This window comes from Tepidibacter mesophilus (assembly GCF_002724055.1).
Classification (GTDB): Bacteria; Bacillota; Clostridia; order Peptostreptococcales; family Peptostreptococcaceae; genus Tepidibacter_A; species Tepidibacter_A mesophilus.
On sequence record NZ_BDQY01000023.1, the window covers coordinates 24,945 to 46,526 of the forward strand.

The following is a 21,582-nucleotide window of genomic DNA, read 5'->3' on the forward strand; positions in this document are numbered from 1 at the left end:
TATGAATGTACAAGAAGTTTCTTATTTATCTATAGTCAGCTTAGTTTTTTTTATACTTCCAATTGTTATAATAAATTATAAATTAGGTATTAGTATAAATAAGAAAATATTTTTTTCAATAGGAAGGATGGTAATACAACTTACTTTAGTTGGGGTGTTTTTGCAATACCTTTTTGATCTTAATAATCCTTATTTTAATTTTTTATATTTGGTTTTTATGATATTTATTGCTAGTTTCTCAACAGTTAAATCTTGTGATTTGAATATAAAAAAATTTATTATTCCATTGTTTTTGTCATTTATAATTCCAAATATAATTGTGTTAATGTTTTTTAATGCTTTTGTTGTAAAAACCGACAATATATTTAATGCTCAATATATGATTACTATTGCAGGAATGTTATTAGGGAATAATTTAAGTGGGAATATTATATGTATAAATAATTTTCACAATAATATAAGAGAAAATAAAGAAGAGTATTATTATTTTTTGAGCATTAGTGCAAATAAGATAGAAGCTTTGAAGCCATATTTTAAAAATGCTGTTTTATCTTCTGTAAATCCCACAATAGCATCTATAGAAACTATAGGATTGGTGTCTTTGCCGGGAATGATGACAGGACAGATTTTAGGTGGAGCAATACCATTGACTGCAATAAAATACCAGATAGCTATAATGGTAGCTATTTTAATAGTGAGGTATTTTGGAGCGATTTTATCTTTAATACTTACTGGTTCAAAAATGTTTGATGAGTATGATATTTTAAAAAATAGATAAAATAAAAATATAAGTATAGAAATATAAATTATTTCTATACTTATATTTGGTTAATAATTAATACTATCTAAAATACCTCTTAACTTATCAGACGATTTTTTTAAGTTGCTCATTTCTTCATCTTCTAATTTAAGATCTAATTTTTTACCAACACCGTTTTTATTTACTATTGTAGGAATGCTAAGAGCTACATTTGAAAGATTATATTCTCCATTTAGAACACTTGAAACAGTTAAAACAGAATTTTCATTTCTAAGTATAGCTTCTACAATTCTTCTTGTTGCTAGTGATATTCCATATTGAGTAACGCCTTTTCTTTTTAAAATTTCATATCCTGCATCTCTTACTTGTTCAAATATTTTCTTAGTATTAATATCACAACTATCTATACAAAGAGGACAATCTTTGTCAATTCTAGACCCAGCTACATTAGTAAGACTCCAAACTGCAACCTCACTATCACCGTGTTCTCCTATTATATATCCATGTACATTTCGAGTATCTATATTAAATTTATTGCTAAGCAAATATCTAAATCTTGAACTGTCAAGCACAGTACCTGTGCCAATTACTTTATTTTTATCATAATTCACACTTTTTACTGCTACATAAGTTAGCACATCAACTGGATTTGTTGCTATTATAATTAATGCATCTTTTGTATATTTAATTATTTCATTCATTGTACTCTCTATAATCGTAGTGTTTTTATTAGCAAGATCGAGTCTAGTTTCACCAGGCTGTATACTAGGACCTGCTGTAATTATTATAATATCTGCATCTTTACAATCTGAATAATCTCCAACTCTTATATCCATGGGCTTTACAAAAGATACACCGTGATTTAAATCCATGGCTTCTCCCTCTGCCTTTTGTTTATTTATATCAATAAGAACCATTTCAGATATTAAACTAGAGTGCATTAAAGTAAAAGCTGTAGTAGATCCTACAAATCCAGTACCTATAATAATAACTTTATTAGTTTGTTTATTCATAAATATCTTCCCTTCTAAATTCTGTGTTTGATTTTAGTATATATTTTATTTGGGATTTTATTTATACAGGTTAAAATTTTTATCCGAAAGCTAAGAGTTCTAAAACTCCACCCTCCTAAAGCTGGAGATAATAACTCTACAGCTTCTGGATAAGTTCAACTAACCTTCAGATGGAGTTACAAACTCCACCTGAAGATAAGTTTCACTTGATAAAGTTCGTATAAGATTTTTTTATACGGTTATAATAAGTTTTGTACAAATAACAAATATGGAGGTATTAAAATATGGGATTAGTTGGAAACGTAGGAAATGAAAATATGCAAAAGTGCATAGATGAGTGTATGAAGTGTTTGCAAGCATGTGAGGAATGTCTTGTATTATGTTTAAAAGAAGCTGATGTAGAAAATAGAATTAAGTGTATACAAACTCTTCATGATTGTATTGATATTTGTGTTTTATCAATAAAATATATGTCAAGAGGAAGCCAATATGCAGCAAATATTTGTAAAGAATGTGCAATGATATGTGAAGCTTGTGCTAAAGAATGTGAAATGTTTACACAAGAACATTGTAAAAAATGTGCACAAATATGTAATACATGTGCAGATGAATGTAAAAAAATGTCTGTATAGAACATATAAAAAAAGAGCAGGATTTTTTTCCTGCTCTTTTTTTATATTATAATATTGACAAAAATATTTGTATATGTTTAAATGAAATCATACCACCCCGCATAGGGGGGAGGGGTAATGGAGGTGGCGCTATTGAATAAAAATCAGGAAATTGCAGTGCACAATTTAAAGACAGCTAGAGGCCAAATCGATGGAATTTTAAAAATGATAGAAGATGAAAGGTATTGTATAGACATATCTAATCAAATAATATCTTCTCAATCATTATTAAAAAAAGCAAATTTGACTATACTCAAAAATCATTTAAATAGTTGCATAAAAAATTCTTTTAAAGATGATGAATATGAAAAAATAGAAGAAGTATCTAAAATAATAGAGAGAATAATAGGAAAATAAAATTTAAAAGGAGTTGAGAATTAGGTATGGGAAAAAATTTTAATATAGAAGGATTACATTGTGCTTCCTGTGTAAGTGCTCTAGAAAAAGCGATGAATAAATTAGAAGGAGTACAAGATGTTAGCGTTAACTTAGCCACACAAAAAATGGAGATAAATTATAGTGAAGATATTATTTCTGAAAAAGAAATTATTGAAGCTGTAACTAAGGCTGGATACAAAGCAAGTAATAATGCAAATACAAGGGAAATTGTTATTCCAATACAAGGAATGACTTGCGCATCTTGTTCAAGAGCTGCTGAGAAAGCTATTAATAAATTAGAAGGAATAAAATCTGCACAGGTAAACATTGCAACTAATAAAGCAAATGTAGTTTATGATGCAGATAAGGTAAGAATTTCAGAGATAAAAAATGCAATCAAAAAAGCTGGATATACACCTTTGGATATAGAAAAAGAAGAAACACAAGATCAAGATAAAGAAAAAAGGGAAAAAGAGATAAAAACACTGTTTAACAAGTTTATTTTATCAGCTATATTCACAACACCTCTTTTCTATATTGCAATGGGTCACATGATGGGATTACCGTTACCTAATATTATTGACCCTATGCATAACGCTCTGAATTTTGCATTAGTTCAAATTATTTTAACTGTTCCTGTAGTAATAGCAGGGTATAAATTTTATACGGTAGGATTTAGGTCTCTATTTAAAGGAAGCCCAAATATGGATTCGTTAATAGCTGTAGGAACGAGTGCAGCTATTATATATGGATTATATGCTATATACCAAATAATGAATGGAAACATAGAATATGCAAAAGATTTATATTTTGAAACGGCAGGAGTTATTATAACTTTAATACTTCTTGGGAAATACTTAGAATCTGTTTCGAAAGGAAAAACTTCAGAGGCGATAAAAAAGCTTGTGGGTATGCAGCCTAAAACTGCAATAGTTATTCAAGATGGTGAAGAAATAACTATTGCCATTGAAGAGGTTGAAGAAGGTGATATAGTACTTGTAAAACCTGGAGAAAAAATTCCTGTTGACGGAGTGGTTATAGAGGGTCATAGTTCTGTTGATGAATCTATGCTGACAGGTGAAAGTATTCCCGTTGAAAAAAAATCAGGAGATAAAGTAGTAGGAGCAAGTATTAATAAAAATGGTGTAATTAAATTTAAAGCGACTAAAGTAGGGAAAGATACAGCTCTTTCTCAAATTATTAAGCTAGTAGAGGCAGCACAAGGAAGTAAAGCACCTATTGCAAAGCTTGCAGATGTAATATCAGGTTATTTTGTACCAATAGTCATGGGAATTGCTTTAATATCAGGAGTTGCTTGGTATATTTCGAGTCAGTCTCTAATATTTTCTTTAACTATATTTATATCTGTTTTAGTCGTAGCGTGCCCATGTGCTTTAGGCCTTGCAACTCCAACAGCTATAATGGTTGGAACAGGAAAAGGAGCAGAAAATGGAGTGTTAATTAAAAGTGGAGTAGCACTTGAGTCAGCTCATAAGATAGAGACGGTTGTATTTGATAAAACAGGAACTATAACAGAAGGGAAGCCAGAGGTTACAGATATAATTACTTTAGATAATTATACAAAGGAAGAACTGCTTCAAATTGCAGCTTCCGCTGAAAAAGGTTCAGAGCATCCATTAGGAGAAGCGATTGTAAAAGGAGCAGAAGAAAAAAATATTTCTTTATTAAATTTAGATAAGTTCTATGCTATACCTGGCCATGGTATAGAGGTTGAAATAAAAAATAAGAAAATATATCTAGGTAATGAAAAATTAATGAAAGACAAAAACATAGATATAAGCTTAAAAGAAAAATCTGATAAGCTTGCGGATGAAGGGAAAACACCTATGTATATGGCTATTAATGATAAATTAGAAGGTATTATCGCTGTTGCAGATGTAGTGAAAGAAAGTAGTAAAAAAGCTATAGATATGCTTCATGAAATGGGAATAGAAGTTGCTATGATTACAGGTGATAATAAAAAAACTGCTAGCGCTATTGCAAAGCAAGTCGGAATAGATGTGGTTCTAGCTGAAGTTCTTCCTGAAGACAAATCAAATGAAGTTAAAAAACTTCAAGGAAAAAATAAAGTTGTAGCTATGGTGGGAGATGGTATAAATGATGCTCCAGCTTTAGCTCAAGCAGATATAGGTATTGCAATTGGTTCTGGCACTGATGTGGCGATGGAATCAGCAGATATAGTACTTATGAAAAGTGATTTAGTGGATGTTGTTACTGCTATAAAATTAAGTAAGAGTACTATAAGAAATATTAAGCAAAATCTGTTCTGGGCATTTGCATACAATACTGCGGGAATACCTCTTGCCGCTGGGGTATTTTATGCACTTGGTGGACCTAAGCTTAATCCAATGTTTGCAGCAGGGGCAATGGCTTTAAGCTCAGTATCAGTAGTAACAAATGCTTTACGATTAAGAAAATTTAAGGTATAACATAAATAATTGTAGCATTTGACACACCTAAATTATGATATGTTACATTATTTAGCTTTAAATTATAATTAATATAAGTAAAAAGCATAATGAAAGCAATAATAGAAGAAGCTATAACATATATAAGTTGTTATAGCTTCTATTTTTTTGATAATGATAAAGATGGCATAGTTATTGCTTTGAATAATATATATATTATAAATTTGAAAGGATATAATATATATCCTTAATTGAATATAATTAGATAAATTGACAAGGGAGAGGTATAACATGAAAAAACTGTTTGAAAAATTTTTGAAAAAATTGGAAAAAGCGAATAAAGAGAATTTTGGAAATACAAAATTAGATTGTTGTGATTTAAATAAAAAAGATAATAATATGAATAACAAAAAACAATAGGGGGGATTCATTTATGAATTGTTCAAAAAATAATGATAAAAACAGCAAAGGGTTATTAAAGTATGGAGCTTTAATGATGCTATGCTGTATGATTCCGATATTAATAGTACTGGGATTACCTTTATTTGGAATACAAGGAGGTATTCTTTCGTCGTTAGCATTTCTTTTATGCCCTTTAATGCATGTTGGAATGATATTTATGTTGAAAAAGTCTCATAAGAATAAAGATTGTAACCATCAACAAAATAAAGAATACGTAGAATTAGAAGGAAAAGATTATAAAGTGATAGAAAATAAATAATAATATAAAAGAACTAGTAATTAATAAGGAGGGTATTTAAATGAAAAAAATTATTAATATTGAAGGAATGAGTTGTGGACACTGTGCAGGTAGAGTAAAAAAAGAGTTAGAGGGTATAAATGAAGTTAAGAGTGCTGAGGTAAGTGCTGAAGAGAAAAAAGCAGTAGTAGAACTAGCACATGAAGTAGATGATAAGAAACTAAAAGAAGCAGTTGTTGAAGCTGGCTATGAGGTACTATCAATAGAATAAAATTATATACAAATACAATATGAAAAGGAGAGAAATTTTTCTCTCTTTTTTGTATTAAATTATTGATAATTAGTATAAATTTAAGATTTAGAATTAGGTTTTCTGTTTTTTATTTAAAGATTTAAAAAGAACGATACTTGGCATTGTTATTGCTAATATATAAATTAAAATAAAAAATTAATAAAAGGAGGATATATATGTTTGGTTGTGGATTTGGATATGCATTAGGAGGCCCATGGAGTTATATATATATGGGACTAAGATTTTTATTTATTATAGGAGCTGTTTGGTTTATTGCAAATATGTTTAAAAAGGATTATAAAAAAAGCAATACTGGTATAGAAATATTGAGTCAAAGATATGCAAATGGGGAAATAGATGAAGATGAATATAAGAGAAAGATGGAAATTCTTAGAGATAAAAACTAAAGATTAAATATATATAATGCTAAGAATATATTGTTGACTAAAATAAGTAAATATGATAATCTTTTTATCAAAATGATAAAAATGAAAGTTGGATTAAGAGGTGTTAAAATGTTACATGAATTTTCTAGAACAGAAATGTTAATTGGGACAGGAGAATTAGATAAATTAAAGAAAAGCACTGTAGCTGTATTTGGAGTAGGAGGAGTAGGAACTTTTGCAATAGAGGGATTAGTTAGAAGTGGGGTTGGAAGCTTTATATTAGTAGATGATGATGATGTTTGTCTTACAAATATTAATAGACAGATTCATGCTACGAGAAAGACTGTTGGGAAATCAAAAGTAGAAGTGATGAAAGAAAGAATGTTAGAAATTAATCCTAAAGTAGAAGTGAAAATATTTAAAGAACTATATAATAAAGACAGCGCTGAAAGGTTACTTTCTAATGAATATGATTATGTTATAGATGCTATAGATATGGTTTCTGCAAAACTAGATCTAATAGAAAGGTGTACTAACAAAAATATACCGGTTATAAGCTGTATGGGAGCAGGAAATAAGTTAAGTCCAACTAGGCTTGAAGTTACAGATATATATAAAACATCAATGTGCCCACTAGCAAAAGTTATGAGAAGTGAGCTAAGAAAAAGAGAGATAAAGAAATTAAAGGTTATATATTCTAAGGAAAAGCCTATAACACCAAAAATAGTAGGTGGAGATTGTAAAACAAACTGTATTTGCCCAAATAAAGATAGAACGTGTGTAGAAAGAAGACAAATTCCAGGAAGCGTATCTTTTGTTCCATCTGTTGCAGGGCTTATTATTGCATCAGAAGTTGTAAAAGACATAATAGGATATACAGAAAATTAAAGGTGGGGTAGACGTTGAATTTAGAAGAGAAATATATAAAACTTAAAGAGATTATTAAAAATTTAGAAAGTGTAGCAATAGCTTTTTCCGGAGGAGTAGATAGTACTTTTTTATCTAAAGTATGTAAAGATGTACTAGGAGACAAAGCGATAGTTGTAACAGCAAAGTCATCGACTTATCCAGAAAGAGAATTTAAAGAATCACAAAAACTAGCACATGACATAGGTATAAAGCAGATTGTAATTGTATCAGAAGAGACTGAAATAGACGGATTTACAAAAAATCCTCCAAATAGATGTTATTATTGCAAACATGAACTTTTTTCTAAAGTAGGAGAAGTAGCTCAAAAACATGGAGTAAAATATGTCTTGGATGGTTCTAACTTTGATGACTTAGGAGATTATAGACCAGGTATGAAGGCCGCAAAAGAGTTACAAGTAATAAGTCCTCTTAAAGAAGCAGGTTTAACTAAAGATGATATAAGAAATTTATCTAAGAAATTAAATTTAGCAACATGGGATAAACCAGCTTTTGCTTGTTTATCTTCTAGATTTCCATATGGTCAAGAAATTACTTTAGAAAAACTTTCAATGGTAGATAAAGCTGAGAATTACTTAAGGGACATTGGATTTAAGCAATTTAGAGTAAGACATCATGGAGATATTGCGAGAATAGAGATATCATCAGATGAAAGAACAAAGATTTTTGATGTAAAAATAATGAATGAAATAAGTAATAAATTAAAAGATATAGGTTTCAATTATGTAACTTTAGATTTACTTGGTTATAGAACGGGTAGTATGAATGAAGTTTTAAAAGAAGAAGATAAAATATAATAATAAAAAAGTCGTTAGTTATATAAAACTAGCGATTTTTTTATTATGCTAAGGGATTATAAAATTTTCGTTCTGTTGATAACATTGATGGAAGAATTATACTTGCAACTAGACGAATTCTTATTGTATTAAATAACTCATAAGTTGTGTCATATGCATAACTTTAAAATTAAATTAGAGTTTTAATATGTATTTATATTTTTATTAAGTAATTTTTTAATTAAAATATCCTTTATAGTGTAGTGTTTATAATGAAAGAAAAATAATATTTTATATTTTATACAAAACATAAAAAGTGGCATTAATATTGCTTAAATAATAAGTATATAAAATGAATACATTGTAACCATTAGAGAGGAGTGTTTTATATGATTTATATTCTTAGAGTCATTTATATAATTTTTATCGGATTTATGGTGTATCGAATGTATAAAAATGGTGGATGTTGTGGTGGACATATGAGTCACTCAAGTGATGAAAAAATAAATGTAAATAAAAATAAGAATGCTAAGAAATTAATAGGTGAAGAAGATATAAAAAATGCGATTGATCTATAAAAATATATAAATTATGTAGAGGAGAGAAGTAGATGTGGTTGAAATTTTTAAAATAGGATATTTTAGTATTTACCTGTTTGGTATAACTATCACATTAGGAATGATATTAGGAACAATAGTTATGTTAAGGGAAGCAAAACGTAAAAAACTATATGGAAATGAATTACTAGATTTAGCAATTTATACAATTGCTGCTTCTGTAGTTAGTGCAAGGCTCTATTATGTACTTGTATTTAACTTTTCTTATTATTTAAAGCATCCGATAGAAATATTTTTCGTAAGAAATGGGGGTTTATCTATACAAGGTGGGTTAATAGGAGGAATCGTTTTTACACTTTTCTATACAAAGAAAAAAGATATTAACTTTTGGAAAGCTGCTGATGCTTTTGCTCCGGGGATAATACTAGGTCAAGCAATAGGAAGAATTGGATGTGATGTATTTGGTATTCCCATGAAAAAGGGATATTTATGGGGTGTAAATTTAAATTCACAGATTGTTCATCCAGTTCAAATTTATGAATTATTACTAGACTTGATCTTATTTACTTATTTGTGGAGAAAAAGAGATAAGACAAAATATGAAGGTCAGTTGTTTATAATATATATAATTGGATTTTCATTAATTAGAGGGGCAGTTGAATTCTTTAGAGATAATCCAATTGTATTCGGTAGTCTGAGTGTTGCACATATTACTAGTTTTATTATTATAGGTTTTGCATTTTTTATTAATAATAAAATAAAAAATAATAATATTAATTATAAAAATAGTGAAAGTAATAAAATCAAAGTTTCTTTTATCGAGTACATGATTATCTTGTTTATTGGTATATCAGGAACTTCACTTTATTACTATATCCACTAACTGTAAAAAATCAATTTAAATACTAGAGCTTTTTTAAACTTACAAAAGTGGCATATATATTGCTTAATGTAAAGGTGAATAAAAAATAATAAAGAGGAGTGGAGAATTATGAAAAAAAGAGGTATCGTATTTGTACTATCAGGAATTCTAATGGTTGGAGGTATAACTGGTTTTTCATATGCTAACGCAAAACCTAATCTTGTTAAAGAAGAAAACAAAGTAAGAATTGAATCAAAATTAGATGAAAAAGAAATGATTAAAATTATGAAGAAAAATGACTTTAAAGATGCAGCAAAAGCTTTGGAAAAGAAAGATTATGAAGCAATGGATGAATTTATGAATAATATGACAGATGATGATTATCAAAAAATGATTGAAATAATGAGAAAAGGTGGATATGAATCTATGGCAAACATGATGGAATCTGTTAGTAGAGAAGATATGATAGAAATGCATAATGCTATGGGTGGATCAGAATCATGCCACGGAGACAATAATAATATGATGGGAAGTTTTTAATTTATAAAATTGTATAAACTATGATATTACATTAGTAGAGTTCATATTATTTATAGGCCCAGTATATTTTTAATATGCTGGGTTTAATGTTTTTTATGGCTAATTAAATGGTATTGATTCATATACTACAGTATTTAGTGGATTTAATACAATAGATGTAAAAAATAAGGAGGTATTGTAATGGAGTATCAAAAAGAAAGTAATTGTAATAAGAGTATAGGTCTTTTAAAATTTATATTATTATCTATAGGTGTGATGCTAATTTCTATTTTTTATTTTATGAAATAAAAAATATATAGTTAAAACAAGATGGGGATGTATATGATATGTAGGATATGAATCAATTAATGTTGGAAAACTTACAAACATAATATATTTGACATAATAAATTAAAGGAGTTATGTAGTATGAGAAGAGGAGATATAATTATTATTTTATTAGTAGTAATTATTAGCATTGGAGGAATGGTATCTGTTAACAAAGTAAGTGTAGATATGGATAAAAAATATGTAGTAATAAAAGTAGAAAATGAAACAGTACAAAAAATTTTGGTTGATAATAAAACCGAAGGAATATATAAATTTAGGTTTAATAATGAGTACGGATATGTTGAAGTGAAAAATGGAAGAGCAAGGATGATTGAGATGGATAAAAGAATATGTCCACGAAAAATTTGTTCTGAAATTGGATGGATAGATAAGCAATACCAAAGTATTGTTTGTTTACCAAATAAAATTTTAGTAAAGATTGAGAGTGTGTAAGGATGCTTTATAAATAGGCATTCTTATTTTTTTGCGTTATATTAAAAAAATTTGGCATGATAATTGCTTTGAATTTAATTAGGGATTAAATATGGAGGGATAAAAATGTTATGTCCAAACTGTAGCTGGGGAAATCTTAGAAAAATCGGACGGAATATATATTATTGTAAAAATTGTTTTCATGAAGTTGAAAAAAAATCAAATATAATTATTTTATTTGAGCTAGATGGAGATGGAACAAGAAAAAAAGTTTTTACAGTAAATATTGAGACTGAATCAGAAGAAGCAATATAAAACCTTAAATATTTAGGGAAATTTGATTTATAAAAAAGAAAAGGAGAGATAGTGTGAAGTATGAAACTAGTGATGAAATCGATATTTTGAAAAAACAAATAGAAGATAAATTTATAAAAAATAATATGAATATAGATGAAAATATAATAAATCTTAGTAAGAAATTAGATATTTTAATAGTAGATTTTATGAGAAAAAAACGACACAATTAAAAACAAATGTCAACGAGGAGGAAGTAATGAATAAGAAAAAAATAATTACAGGTATTATAGGATTAAGCCTATTTATGCAACCTTTTATAGGAAATAGTATTTATGCAGACAATGAAATTAGCATAACAAAACCATTAAAAGCTGGAACGAGAGGTGAATCGGTTGTATCGCTTCAAAAAAGGTTAGAAAGTTTAGGGTATTTTAACTATAAGGCAACAGGTTATTTTGGAAATATAACTAAAGAATCTTTAAAAAAATTTCAAAGAGATAGAAATCTTACTGCGGATGGAATAGTAGGAAAGTACACTATAGCTGAATTAAATAAAACAAAAGAAACATTAACTCCTGTAAATAGAGGAACTACAGAAAATACAATTTCTAATTGGACTTGGTTTGGAAAGATAACAAATATAATTTCAAGAGGAACTACTTTTAAAGTTATAGATGTATATACAGGAAAAGAATTTAATGTCAAAAGAACTTATGGAACTAACCATGCAGATTCAGAAACATTAACAAAAGAAGATACAAGGATTATGAAAGAATTGTATGGTGGTAAATGGTCTTGGGATAGAAGACCTATTATCGTTGAAGTTAATGATATGAAAATTCCAGCATCTATGGCTGGTATGCCACATGGATCAGATTTTATAGGCCATAATTCTATGAATGGTCATTTTGATATTCATTTTTTATTAAGTAAAACGCATGGCAGCAATAGAGTAGAATCAAAGCATCAACAGGCAATTAAGATAGCAAATAAATATTTAGGACAAGAATAATAAATAAAGATGCAGAAAGTTGACCCTATACGATTAGAATGAGTTCATAATTCATATAGATCTCTTTAAAAATTTTGAGCATATTTTTATTATCAGAAATAAGGAGAGTTTAAAGTGAGTAAAAAAATAAGTTTAAGAAAAGGAAAAATGATACAAATAAATGCAATTTTTCAACTGTTACTAGTTATATTCTTAAGTGTAACTGTTTTTGGGAGTATGATAAAATTTACTTTGAATTTCAAAGTATGGTACTACACTGAGATTTACTATCTGGGTATTGAAAAACAGTCAAATTTAGAAAAAGAAGAAATTATGAAAAACTATAATTATGTTATTGATTATTTGCAAAATAAAGAAAAGGAAGATTTTAATCTTCCATCATTACCGTCATCTGAAAATGGAAAAATTCATTTTAAAGAAGTAAAAAATATATTTCTTATACTAGAAAGAATATTATGGACTACTTTAACTCTAAGTATTTTTGGAATATACATACAATGTAAAAAAAAGGAATTTAATTTTATAAAGCAAGTATCTAATATGTTATGTATTACACCATCGATATTAATATTGATTTTTATTATTAATTTTGATACAAGTTTTACAATATTTCATAAAATATTCTTTAGAAATGAATATTGGATTTTTAATCCAAATACAGATCCGATTATCAGATTATTACCTCAAGAGTTTTTCCTTCATTCAGCATTAATGATATTAATTCTATGTATAATGAGTGGAGTTCTTTTAAGAATTATTTATGAAAAAAATTTTAAAATAGATAATAGAGTAATAAAAAAACATTCTAATCTTTGTTCTTAAATATATAAGAGTAATAAGAAGTACAAGGTAAGATGCAAAAAATAGAAGAATTGTCTATGTATGTTTAACTGAATTAGGTAAAAAATGTAGATAAGAATTAATGCATGAAAGATGTCACTATTCTGAAAGAATCATCTAATAAAAAATAAGGTAGAAAATGAAACAGTACAAAGGATTTTGCTTGATAATAAAGCAAAAGGAGTATATAAATTTAAGTTTAATAATGAGGACGGATATTTTGAAGTGAAAAATGAAAGTACAAGGATATTTGGGATGGATAAAAGAATATGTCCACGAAAAACTTGTTCTAAAACTGGGTGGATAGATAAAAAATATCAGAATATCGTATGTTTATCAAATAAAATTTTCTGTATTGTATTCAAAATGAAGTTGTTATAATTATTCTCTATACTGAGGTTCTTCAGATTTTACAAAATCAAGTCTGCTTTGAAGTGATTGAGCTGTATTCTGAGTAGTTTGTGCTAATTGATTAAAAAGTTGTTTAGCTTGTTGATCATTTGTATCCATTGAAAATGTTTTAAGTTGTGATGATAATCCTTGAGCACTTGCTAAAGCTTGTTCTAGTTTATTAACTGTAGCCATATAAATTCCTCCTCTTATAAACTTTATGATTATTATATGCAAATATAATTATTTGATTATTCGAAATGATATGAAATTTATTCCAAGGTAAAAGTTTTGATACTGTTAAATTTCGTTTTATGAGAATACTATATTTATTTTTGATAAAAATAATATAGTAAGGAGGTGTAATTATGCAAATACAACTTAGTCAAAAAGAAAGAATGTACTTAGAAGATGGAAAAATTCAAGAGGGGTTATGTGTTCAAAAATATCAAAAATATGCTCAACAAGCTCAAGGTCAGCAATTGAAACAGCTTTTCAATAAAATTGCTACAGAGGAGCAGCATCATCTTGACATGATTAATCAGTTACTTCAAGGTCAGCAGCCAAATATGGCACATCCTCAACAGCAACAAAATCAAACTGCTTCTCAAGATACTATGAATAATGAAAATGATAAAAATCTTTGTAGAGATTTATTATCTACAGAAAAATATGTTTCAAGTACTTATGATACAGCTGTTTTTGAATCTGCTAATCCAGCAGTTAGACAAGCTTTTCAACATATTCAACAAGATGAACAAAAACATGGAGAAGAACTTTTTAATTATATGAATAGCCATGGGATGTACAATGTTAAATAAATTTAAAGATAAGCTTAATATTTTTATTAAGCTTATCTTTAAATAAATTTCATACAAAAGGTGATTTTATGGATATGCATACTATTTTCTTTGAAGGAGAAAAATTTGGTATATTAGAGTTATTTATTAGAGCATCTATTTTATATTTTATGTTGTTTGGATCAGCTAAAATTATGGGGTTTCGACAACCAGGAATAGTAACTCCATATAATTTTTTAATGGCAGCTGGAATTAGTCATATTGCAGCCGCTCGTATGGTAAACCCAAAAGCGAGATTAGTAGATGCAATGTCTATAATTATTATATATACTTTGATTAATTTATTTATATCATATTTATATTTTAAATTACCGTCTATTACTTCTCAAAAACCAATTATATTAATAAAAAATGGAAAAGTAATAAAGAACAATCTTTTAAAAGCAAAGTTGACAATTGATAATTTATTTTCTATATTAAGACAAAAAGATGCTTCTAATATTGAAAAAGTAGAATATTTAATATTCGAAGCAACGGGGGACTTTAGTATAGCATTAAATAACAATACTCTTCCTGTAATTAAAAAAGATATGGGGATAGAGCCGCCTCCGGACAGTTTATCTGAAATTGTAATTTATAAAGGAAAAGTAGATCAGAAAATTCTTACCAATAATAATCTTAATCATGACTGGGTTATAAATGAGCTTAAATTGAATAATATAAACAATATAGAAGATGTTTATTTAGGGATTTTAACTCCAAATAAAAAGTTATATATAAATATGTAGGAGGGAATTTAATGCCACAGATTTTTGGAGTTATAAAAGAAATATCATTAGTTGGATTTATTATAAGAGCTTTTATAGTAGGCATTATAGTTTTTTTAGTAGGAAGAAATATACCAAAACGAACTATAAATCAGCTAACTGCATATGATTTTGTACTCGCATGGATATTAGGTGCTCTTACAGTTGCTCCACTATTAGACGGAAAAATTTCATTTACATATATAATTATACCATTATTAACTTTATTTTTATGGCACTTTATATTGGATTATATATCTTTAAAAAATAGAAAAATAGCTTTATATTTTAATGGGAAACCTGTTATTTTAGTAGATAATGGAAAATTAATAAAAAAAAATATGAAAAAACACTTTATAAATATTGATTTACTTTTGAGTGAATTACGAATTAAAAATATTTTTGATATTTCAGAAGTTAAGTATGTAATTTTAGAGCCAAATGGACATTTTAGCGTTACAAAAAAAGAGTCACATAGACCTGTTACTCCCATAGATGTTAAATTATTTGCTAAACCTACAGATTTACCTTTAGTTATTATAAATGATGGAAAACTATTTGAAGAAAATTTAGTCAAATCAGGAGTAGATAGAACTTGGCTTATGAATAATCTTGCTATGTACAATATAGATGATGTAAAAAATGTTTATCTTTGTACTATAGATAGTTTTAAAAAAATATATGTTGCCAAAAAACTTTAATAAAACTTATATCAATAAAAAGAATAATAAATAAAGAGGTGCAAAAATTTGAAATTAGATTTCAAAAAAAATTTAGGAAGTATAGATAAAATTATAAGGACAGTATTAGGGTTAGTATCAATATGGTTAGCATATAATAAAATAATAACAGGGTGGATAGCTAATCTTGTTATAACATTTGGGTTGTTACAATTTATAGAAGCATATTTAGGATATTGAATTGCATATGATTTAATGGGGTGGTCAACCTTAAAAAGATAGATTTATATATTAAGATTCAGTTATGATTTTAAACAATAAAAATTAAGTTAAAATAAAAGATGCATTGATATGCATTTTTTTTAATTTAATTATAAAAATGGCATGATTATTGCTTTAAATATAAGATATATTATATACTAGGAAGGGATGACTATGAAAAAAAGAACTTTTGTAATAGGAATAGCTATATGTATTATAATACTATGTATATCGTTGTATTATAATCAAAATAATTTTTCATATAGTAGTAGTATGTGTGGCAGCGGTATGCATGGGTTAAGGTATATGGGATTATATTATTTTTCAGTAATAGTAATTATATTATTAGTTTTTATAATGTATTTTAAGAAAGAACAAAGGATATGCTCTTTTTGTAAATCAAATGTGCATGAAACATGGAATGTATGCCCTTATTGTGAAAATAAATTAGATAAGTAGACATGCTCTGGTAATAAATTAATTTACCAGAGTTTACACTATTATAGAAAATGTGTGTATAAAGAGTTTCGCTGGTAAAATACAACTATATAATAAATTTCAAGGAGATACAGTATGGTAAATGAAAACAACAAAAGAGATTTAATTTTTATTGGGTTAAATATAGTTATTATAACATTACTACATTATTTTACTACATCTGCAAAATGGGATATACATGATTTTTATAGAAGGTTATATTATATTCCAATCATTGTATCAGCCTATAAATTCAGGTTAAGAGGAGGCATCTTTGCTTCGTTAACAGTATTCTTATTTTATGCGCCTCATATGCTAATCTACTTTAGGGAGATTAATATAGCTAGTTTAAATCAGATTTTAGAAATTGTAATGTTTGTTGTTATAGGCAGCATAACAGGTTTTTTAGCAGAATCAGATTTCAAAAAAAAGTTGATGTTAAAAATTCAAATAAAAAAAATAACAGATCTTGAAAATTATACGCAAAACATATTAAATAGCATAACTAATGGACTTATTGCAGTAGATAGGGATTTGAGAATAAAATCTATAAACAAGGAAGGTCAAGAATTATTTAATTTAGATGAACATTATTTAGAAAAAAAATTAGATAGTTTATTTATCGAGTATGAAAAAATTGAAAAAATACTAACAGATTTACTTATAGAAAATAAAAAAATGTTAAATATTGAAACTAAATGTAAGCGTAAGAATGGAGATGTTTTGGATGTAAGACTGTTGTCATACCCTCTTAAAAATACTACAGGAAACATAGAAGGAGTAGTACTTATAATAGAAGATATATCAGAAATTAAAAAGCTTGAAAAACAAGTAAGAAGAGCAGATAAACTTTCTGCTGTAGGAGAGTTAGCATCTGGAGTAGCGCATGAAATTAGAAATCCATTAGGTATTATAAAAACCATATCTCAAACAATCAATGAAGATATTAAAGATAACAACATAGAGCAAGAAGAAATAAAAGAAGGAATTGATATTATTATTCATGAGATTGATAGGGCCAATTCTGTAATTAAGGGGTTGCTAGATTTTGCAAAACCAAGTATATATCAAATAAAAATTCAAAGTATTGATAAATTACTAAATGATATATTACTTATTACTAATAAGTATGCAAAGCAGCAAAATGTGAGAATAAACTATGTTTGTAAAGAAGATAAAAATATATTAATAGATGGAGAAAAACTCAAGCAAGCTTTTGTAAATATAATATTTAATTCTGTACATGCTATGCACAGTGGAGGAAATATCAATATTAGCTTATGTATACAAATGGATTGGGTCAAGATATCTTTTGAAGATGAAGGAATTGGTATACCTAAGAATAAATTAGAAAAAATATTTGAGCCTTTTTACACCACAAAAGATATAGGAACAGGACTTGGATTATCTATTACTCATAGGATTATAGAAGAACATAAGGGGTATATAAATGTAGAAAGTGAAATCGGAAAAGGAACGAAACTAGATATTTATATTCCATCTAATCATGAGAAAGGAGATGAAAAAATTGAAAAAGATACTAATTGCAGATGATGAGCAAAATATGCTTTGGGCAATAAAAAGAGCATTAAAAGGTAAAGGATATAAAATTATTACAGCATCAGATGGATTAGATGCACTGGAAAAGTTTAAATCGAACGAACCTGATCTTGTACTTATAGATTTTAAAATGCCTAAAATGGATGGTATGGAAGTTTTAAAAGAAATAAAGGATGCGAACTCAAAAATACCTGTTATTATGATTACAGCCCATGGCACAATGGAATCTGCTGTTGAAGCTATGAAAATTGGAGCTTTAGATTATATTTCAAAGCCATTCGATATAGATGAGTTAAAAATTCAAATAAAAAAAGCACTTGAAATTGGGGATATGAAGGAACAAATAGATTTTTTTAAAGAAGAAATAAGAAAAATCACAGGGAAACCAATAATAGGTGATAGTCCTCATATGAAAAGAGTAATGGAAGTAGTAGAACGCGTTTCAAAAACTAATGCAACGGTATTAATAACAGGAGAAAGTGGAACTGGAAAAGAACTAATAGCAAGTGCCGTACATTATAGCAGCGATAGAAGCGATAAACCCTATATAACAGTAAATTGTGGTGCTCTTCCTGAAAATTTGCTTGAAAGTGAGTTATTCGGACATGATAAAGGATCTTTTACTGGAGCCGTAAGTAAAAAGTTAGGAAGATTTGAAAGAGCAAATAAAGGAACTATTTTTTTAGATGAAATAGGAGAACTAAGTCTAACTGTTCAAGTAAAACTCTTAAGAGTATTGCAGGAAAAAGAGATAGAAAGAGTAGGTGGAACCGAAACGATTGATGTAGATGTTAGAATTATTGCTGCAACAAATAAGGATTTAAAAAAAATGGTTGAAGAAGGCACTTTTAGAGAAGATTTGTATTATAGATTAAATGTTATACCTATACGATTACCTGCATTAAGAGAAAGAAAGGAAGACATTAAATTATTAGTTCAGTATTTTTTAGAAAAATACTCTAAAGAAATGGGAAGAGATAGTATGAAAATCAGTGTAGAAGCAATAAATACTTTAACTGATTATAGCTTCAAAGGAAATATAAGAGAACTTGAAAATATAATTGAAAGATTAGTTATATTGAGTGAAAATAAATTGATAGATAAAGATGATTTACCTAGAGAAATACTATATGAGAGTGATAGAGAATTTCAATTTAAATTACCTCAAAGTGGAATAAATTTAGAAGAAATAGAAAAAAGTTTTATATTGCAAGCTTTAAAAATATGTGATTATAATCAAACAAAAGCAGCTAAACTTTTAGGAGTCACAAGACATACTCTTATATATAGAATGGAAAAATACAATATAAGCTAAAATGAGAATTCTAATATTAGGATTCTCATTTTTGCGTTAAAGAACACATCTTGTGTGGCATATAACACATATTAAATAATATTTATAACAATTTAATTGAAATATTATTTAAAAATTCAGCATTACGAAGATTAAAACTATATAAATAAAAAATCAGAGTTTGGCACGAAAATTGCTAATAGTATATTCCAGACATTAAATTTTAATAACATATGAATATATAATAATATAGTGAGGATGTTGAAAAATGAAGGAGCGGTGTTATGAAAGTAATTAAGTTGTATGTAGATGGGATGGTTTGTAATAGCTGTGAAAATATTATAAGAGATGCTTTGTTAGAAGTTGATGGAGTTAGTAATATTAATGTAGTATTCAAAAACTCCAATGTTGAAATAAGTTATAATGAAAATAAAGTAAGTGAAAAAACTTTAAAGCAAATAATTGAAAATGAAGGATATGAAGTTGTTGAAAAACCGAATGGTTCAAACAAATCTACTTTCGGGTTACTAATATTAATTTTTAGTGCATTTTATATTATAAAAAATACAATCGGATTTAATTATATTCCAGAAGTAAATGAAGGAATGGGATATGGATTGATTTTTATAGTTGGAATTTTAACATCTATTCACTGTATTGCTATGTGCGGAGGAATTGCTCTCTCTCAAAGTGTGAATAATAATTCAAATAATAAAGTAAAAACCTCTATACTTTATAATATAGGAAGAGTAATTTCTTATACTTTAATTGGAGGTATAGTCGGCGGGTTAGGACAAATAATAGAACCTTCAGGTGAATTTAAAGGTATTGTTGCTATTTTTGCAGGAATATTTATGATTTTATTAGGTTTAAAAATGTTGAATATAATTTATATTCCTAGATTTTTTAAATTTAAAGTAGTAATGCCCAAATTTATAACTAATAGTATAAATAAAAATAATGCTATAACACCTTTTTTTATAGGTGTTGCTAATGGTTTTATGCCATGTGGACCTCTTCAAACAATGCAACTGTATGCTTTGGGAACAGGAAGTTTTGTAAAAGGGGCTTTATCAATGTTTTTATTTAGTTTAGGGACAGTTCCTCTTATGCTTGGGTTTGGAGCTATCACTTCTATATTAGGTGCTAGATTAAATAAAAAAATATTAAAAATTAGTTCTATATTAGTTATAGTATTAGGTATAATAATGGCAAACAGAGGGTTAGCTTTATCTGGAGTTTCATTCGATGTTCCTATATTTGAAAATTCAACAAAAGATATGAAAACAGCAAAAATAGAAAATGGAAAACAAGTAGTTAATTTAACTGTTAATAATAGCCAATATATACTAGACTCTAAAGTAGTTAAAGTAGGAGAACCAGTAAAAATAAATTTAAATGTAGAAAGTTTAAATGGATGCAATAATCCAATTACAATTTCAAAATATGGAATAGAAGCAGATCTAAGTAAAGATAGTACTATTGAATTTATACCTGATAAAGAAGGACCTATAACTATAAGCTGTTGGATGGGAATGATTACAACAAAATTGTATGTAGTTGATGATTTAAGCAATGTTGATAATAATGAATTCGATTCTAATGAAGACTATAATAATGGATTTAGCGGCTCGGGTTTTTGTAGTGTTCAATCAGAAAATAAAGCTAAAGTTGCAGATATAAATAATAATAATCAAGTTATTCAGATGAATGTAAACTCTAGTGGATATAATCCAAATATTTTAGTTGTACAAAAAGATATACCTGTTACATGGGTTATAAATGGAGAGGAAATTAACTATTGTAATAATTCAATTATAATTCAAGGAAATGATTCAAAAATAGATCTTAAAGAAGGAAAAAATGAATTGAGATTCACACCAAATGAAATTGGTGAAATTGAATTTTCATGCTGGATGGGTATGCTAAGCGGTAGAATAGTTGTAGTAGATGATATAAATAATGTGGATTTAAAATTATTACAGGAAACAGCGAATCAAAATATTCAAAGTGATGGAGGTTGCTGTGGAAATTAATAGTCCGGTATTTCAAATACAGGACTATTTTTCTTTTATCTTCTATAAAATTATGTATATAAAAAAGATAATATTGACACATTAAAGTGTATACACAT

Annotated in this window: 29 protein-coding genes; 27 read left to right on the forward strand and 2 right to left on the reverse strand. The window is 27.3% G+C overall.

What is annotated here, in order from left to right; genetic code table 11:
- The first annotated feature begins 1 nt into the window (after position 1).
- On the forward strand, positions 2 to 778 hold the full coding sequence (locus tag Tmeso_RS12800) for an ABC transporter permease (protein WP_099191812.1): 777 nt from the start codon (positions 2 to 4) through the stop codon (positions 776 to 778).
- 50 nt (positions 779 to 828) lie between these two features.
- Here the strand turns inward: Tmeso_RS12800 and Tmeso_RS12805 are convergent, their stop codons facing one another.
- Positions 829 to 1,773, reverse strand: coding sequence for an L-lactate dehydrogenase (locus Tmeso_RS12805; protein ID WP_099191814.1), 945 nt, complete (start codon positions 1,771 to 1,773; stop codon positions 829 to 831).
- Between the two features lie 284 nt (positions 1,774 to 2,057).
- Between Tmeso_RS12805 and Tmeso_RS12810 the strand changes: the two genes are divergently transcribed.
- The 18 genes from Tmeso_RS12810 (at position 2,058) to Tmeso_RS12895 (ending at position 13,561) form a co-directional block, all read left to right on the forward strand.
- On the forward strand, positions 2,058 to 2,405 hold the full coding sequence (locus Tmeso_RS12810) for a four-helix bundle copper-binding protein (protein WP_099191816.1): 348 nt from the start codon (positions 2,058 to 2,060) through the stop codon (positions 2,403 to 2,405).
- Positions 2,406 to 2,522: 117 nt separating this feature from the next.
- Positions 2,523 to 2,801, forward strand: a complete 279-nt coding sequence (locus Tmeso_RS12815) for a metal-sensing transcriptional repressor (RefSeq protein WP_330400356.1) — start codon at positions 2,523 to 2,525, stop codon at positions 2,799 to 2,801.
- Between the two features lie 26 nt (positions 2,802 to 2,827).
- The gene (locus Tmeso_RS12820) at positions 2,828 to 5,272 is read left to right on the forward strand and encodes a heavy metal translocating P-type ATPase (RefSeq protein ID WP_099191818.1); all 2,445 of its coding nucleotides are present in this window, start codon (positions 2,828 to 2,830) and stop codon (positions 5,270 to 5,272) included.
- Between the two features lie 270 nt (positions 5,273 to 5,542).
- A complete protein-coding gene (locus Tmeso_RS16985) occupies positions 5,543 to 5,671 on the forward strand; it encodes an LDCC motif putative metal-binding protein (protein ID WP_099191820.1) in 129 nt (42 codons plus the stop codon).
- Positions 5,672 to 5,684: 13 nt separating this feature from the next.
- Complete coding sequence (locus Tmeso_RS12830; protein ID WP_187296351.1) at positions 5,685 to 5,972, forward strand: DUF2933 domain-containing protein; 288 nt, start codon at positions 5,685 to 5,687, stop codon at positions 5,970 to 5,972.
- A 40-nt stretch (positions 5,973 to 6,012) separates the two neighbouring features.
- Positions 6,013 to 6,222, forward strand: a complete 210-nt coding sequence (locus Tmeso_RS12835; protein ID WP_099191822.1) for a heavy-metal-associated domain-containing protein — start codon at positions 6,013 to 6,015, stop codon at positions 6,220 to 6,222.
- A 197-nt stretch (positions 6,223 to 6,419) separates the two neighbouring features.
- Positions 6,420 to 6,650: an SHOCT domain-containing protein gene (locus Tmeso_RS12840; RefSeq protein WP_099191824.1), complete on the forward strand. Its 231-nt coding sequence runs from the start codon at positions 6,420 to 6,422 to the stop codon at positions 6,648 to 6,650.
- Between the two features lie 72 nt (positions 6,651 to 6,722).
- Positions 6,723 to 7,517 carry a tRNA threonylcarbamoyladenosine dehydratase gene (locus tag Tmeso_RS12845; RefSeq protein ID WP_330400357.1) on the forward strand — a complete coding sequence of 265 codons (795 nt, stop codon included), beginning with the start codon at positions 6,723 to 6,725 and terminating at the stop codon, positions 7,515 to 7,517.
- A gap of 14 nt (positions 7,518 to 7,531) precedes the next feature.
- The gene (larE, locus tag Tmeso_RS12850; protein ID WP_099191827.1) at positions 7,532 to 8,353 is read left to right on the forward strand and encodes an ATP-dependent sacrificial sulfur transferase LarE; all 822 of its coding nucleotides are present in this window, start codon (positions 7,532 to 7,534) and stop codon (positions 8,351 to 8,353) included.
- A gap of 368 nt (positions 8,354 to 8,721) precedes the next feature.
- Complete coding sequence (locus tag Tmeso_RS16510; protein ID WP_099191829.1) at positions 8,722 to 8,910, forward strand: hypothetical protein; 189 nt, start codon at positions 8,722 to 8,724, stop codon at positions 8,908 to 8,910.
- Between the two features lie 34 nt (positions 8,911 to 8,944).
- The gene (gene lgt, locus Tmeso_RS12860) at positions 8,945 to 9,772 is read left to right on the forward strand and encodes a prolipoprotein diacylglyceryl transferase (RefSeq protein ID WP_242967929.1); all 828 of its coding nucleotides are present in this window, start codon (positions 8,945 to 8,947) and stop codon (positions 9,770 to 9,772) included.
- 108 nt (positions 9,773 to 9,880) lie between these two features.
- Positions 9,881 to 10,291, forward strand: a complete 411-nt coding sequence (locus Tmeso_RS12865) for a hypothetical protein (protein WP_099191831.1) — start codon at positions 9,881 to 9,883, stop codon at positions 10,289 to 10,291.
- A gap of 407 nt (positions 10,292 to 10,698) precedes the next feature.
- Positions 10,699 to 11,052, forward strand: coding sequence for a NusG domain II-containing protein (locus tag Tmeso_RS12870; RefSeq protein WP_099191833.1), 354 nt, complete (start codon positions 10,699 to 10,701; stop codon positions 11,050 to 11,052).
- 105 nt (positions 11,053 to 11,157) lie between these two features.
- On the forward strand, positions 11,158 to 11,346 hold the full coding sequence (locus Tmeso_RS12875) for a hypothetical protein (RefSeq protein ID WP_099191835.1): 189 nt from the start codon (positions 11,158 to 11,160) through the stop codon (positions 11,344 to 11,346).
- Positions 11,347 to 11,399: 53 nt separating this feature from the next.
- Positions 11,400 to 11,558, forward strand: coding sequence for a Spo0E family sporulation regulatory protein-aspartic acid phosphatase (locus tag Tmeso_RS12880; protein ID WP_187296352.1), 159 nt, complete (start codon positions 11,400 to 11,402; stop codon positions 11,556 to 11,558).
- 26 nt (positions 11,559 to 11,584) lie between these two features.
- Positions 11,585 to 12,340, forward strand: coding sequence for a peptidoglycan-binding domain-containing protein (locus Tmeso_RS12885; protein WP_099191838.1), 756 nt, complete (start codon positions 11,585 to 11,587; stop codon positions 12,338 to 12,340).
- A 114-nt stretch (positions 12,341 to 12,454) separates the two neighbouring features.
- Positions 12,455 to 13,162, forward strand: a complete 708-nt coding sequence (locus Tmeso_RS12890) for a TIGR01906 family membrane protein (protein WP_099191840.1) — start codon at positions 12,455 to 12,457, stop codon at positions 13,160 to 13,162.
- 138 nt (positions 13,163 to 13,300) lie between these two features.
- Positions 13,301 to 13,561 (forward strand): NusG domain II-containing protein, encoded by a 261-nt coding sequence (locus Tmeso_RS12895; RefSeq protein ID WP_099191842.1) that lies wholly within the window; start codon positions 13,301 to 13,303, stop codon positions 13,559 to 13,561.
- Here Tmeso_RS12895 and Tmeso_RS12900 read toward each other — a convergent pair whose 3' ends face one another.
- Positions 13,562 to 13,765 (reverse strand): DUF1657 domain-containing protein, encoded by a 204-nt coding sequence (locus Tmeso_RS12900; RefSeq protein ID WP_099191844.1) that lies wholly within the window; start codon positions 13,763 to 13,765, stop codon positions 13,562 to 13,564.
- A 173-nt stretch (positions 13,766 to 13,938) separates the two neighbouring features.
- Here Tmeso_RS12900 and Tmeso_RS12905 point away from each other — a divergent pair, with 173 nt between their 5' ends.
- From Tmeso_RS12905 to Tmeso_RS12940, 8 genes are all read left to right on the forward strand, one after another.
- A complete protein-coding gene (locus Tmeso_RS12905; RefSeq protein WP_099191846.1) occupies positions 13,939 to 14,391 on the forward strand; it encodes a spore coat protein in 453 nt (150 codons plus the stop codon).
- A 74-nt stretch (positions 14,392 to 14,465) separates the two neighbouring features.
- A complete protein-coding gene (locus tag Tmeso_RS12910; protein WP_187296354.1) occupies positions 14,466 to 15,158 on the forward strand; it encodes a YetF domain-containing protein in 693 nt (230 codons plus the stop codon).
- An 11-nt stretch (positions 15,159 to 15,169) separates the two neighbouring features.
- Positions 15,170 to 15,877, forward strand: a complete 708-nt coding sequence (locus Tmeso_RS12915) for a DUF421 domain-containing protein (RefSeq protein WP_099191850.1) — start codon at positions 15,170 to 15,172, stop codon at positions 15,875 to 15,877.
- Positions 15,878 to 15,925: 48 nt separating this feature from the next.
- Positions 15,926 to 16,096: a YgaP-like transmembrane domain gene (locus Tmeso_RS12920; protein WP_187296355.1), complete on the forward strand. Its 171-nt coding sequence runs from the start codon at positions 15,926 to 15,928 to the stop codon at positions 16,094 to 16,096.
- Positions 16,097 to 16,291: 195 nt separating this feature from the next.
- Positions 16,292 to 16,576, forward strand: a complete 285-nt coding sequence (locus Tmeso_RS12925; RefSeq protein ID WP_099191854.1) for a hypothetical protein — start codon at positions 16,292 to 16,294, stop codon at positions 16,574 to 16,576.
- A 114-nt stretch (positions 16,577 to 16,690) separates the two neighbouring features.
- Positions 16,691 to 18,148 (forward strand): two-component system sensor histidine kinase NtrB, encoded by a 1,458-nt coding sequence (locus tag Tmeso_RS12930; protein ID WP_099191856.1) that lies wholly within the window; start codon positions 16,691 to 16,693, stop codon positions 18,146 to 18,148.
- Positions 18,123 to 19,469 (forward strand): sigma-54-dependent transcriptional regulator, encoded by a 1,347-nt coding sequence (locus Tmeso_RS12935; protein WP_330400358.1) that lies wholly within the window; start codon positions 18,123 to 18,125, stop codon positions 19,467 to 19,469. Before Tmeso_RS12930 ends, Tmeso_RS12935 begins: the two co-directional genes overlap by 26 nt.
- Before the next feature lie 263 nt (positions 19,470 to 19,732).
- On the forward strand, positions 19,733 to 21,484 hold the full coding sequence (locus Tmeso_RS12940) for an urease accessory protein UreH domain-containing protein (RefSeq protein ID WP_099191859.1): 1,752 nt from the start codon (positions 19,733 to 19,735) through the stop codon (positions 21,482 to 21,484).
- Positions 21,485 to 21,582 lie beyond the last annotated feature (98 nt).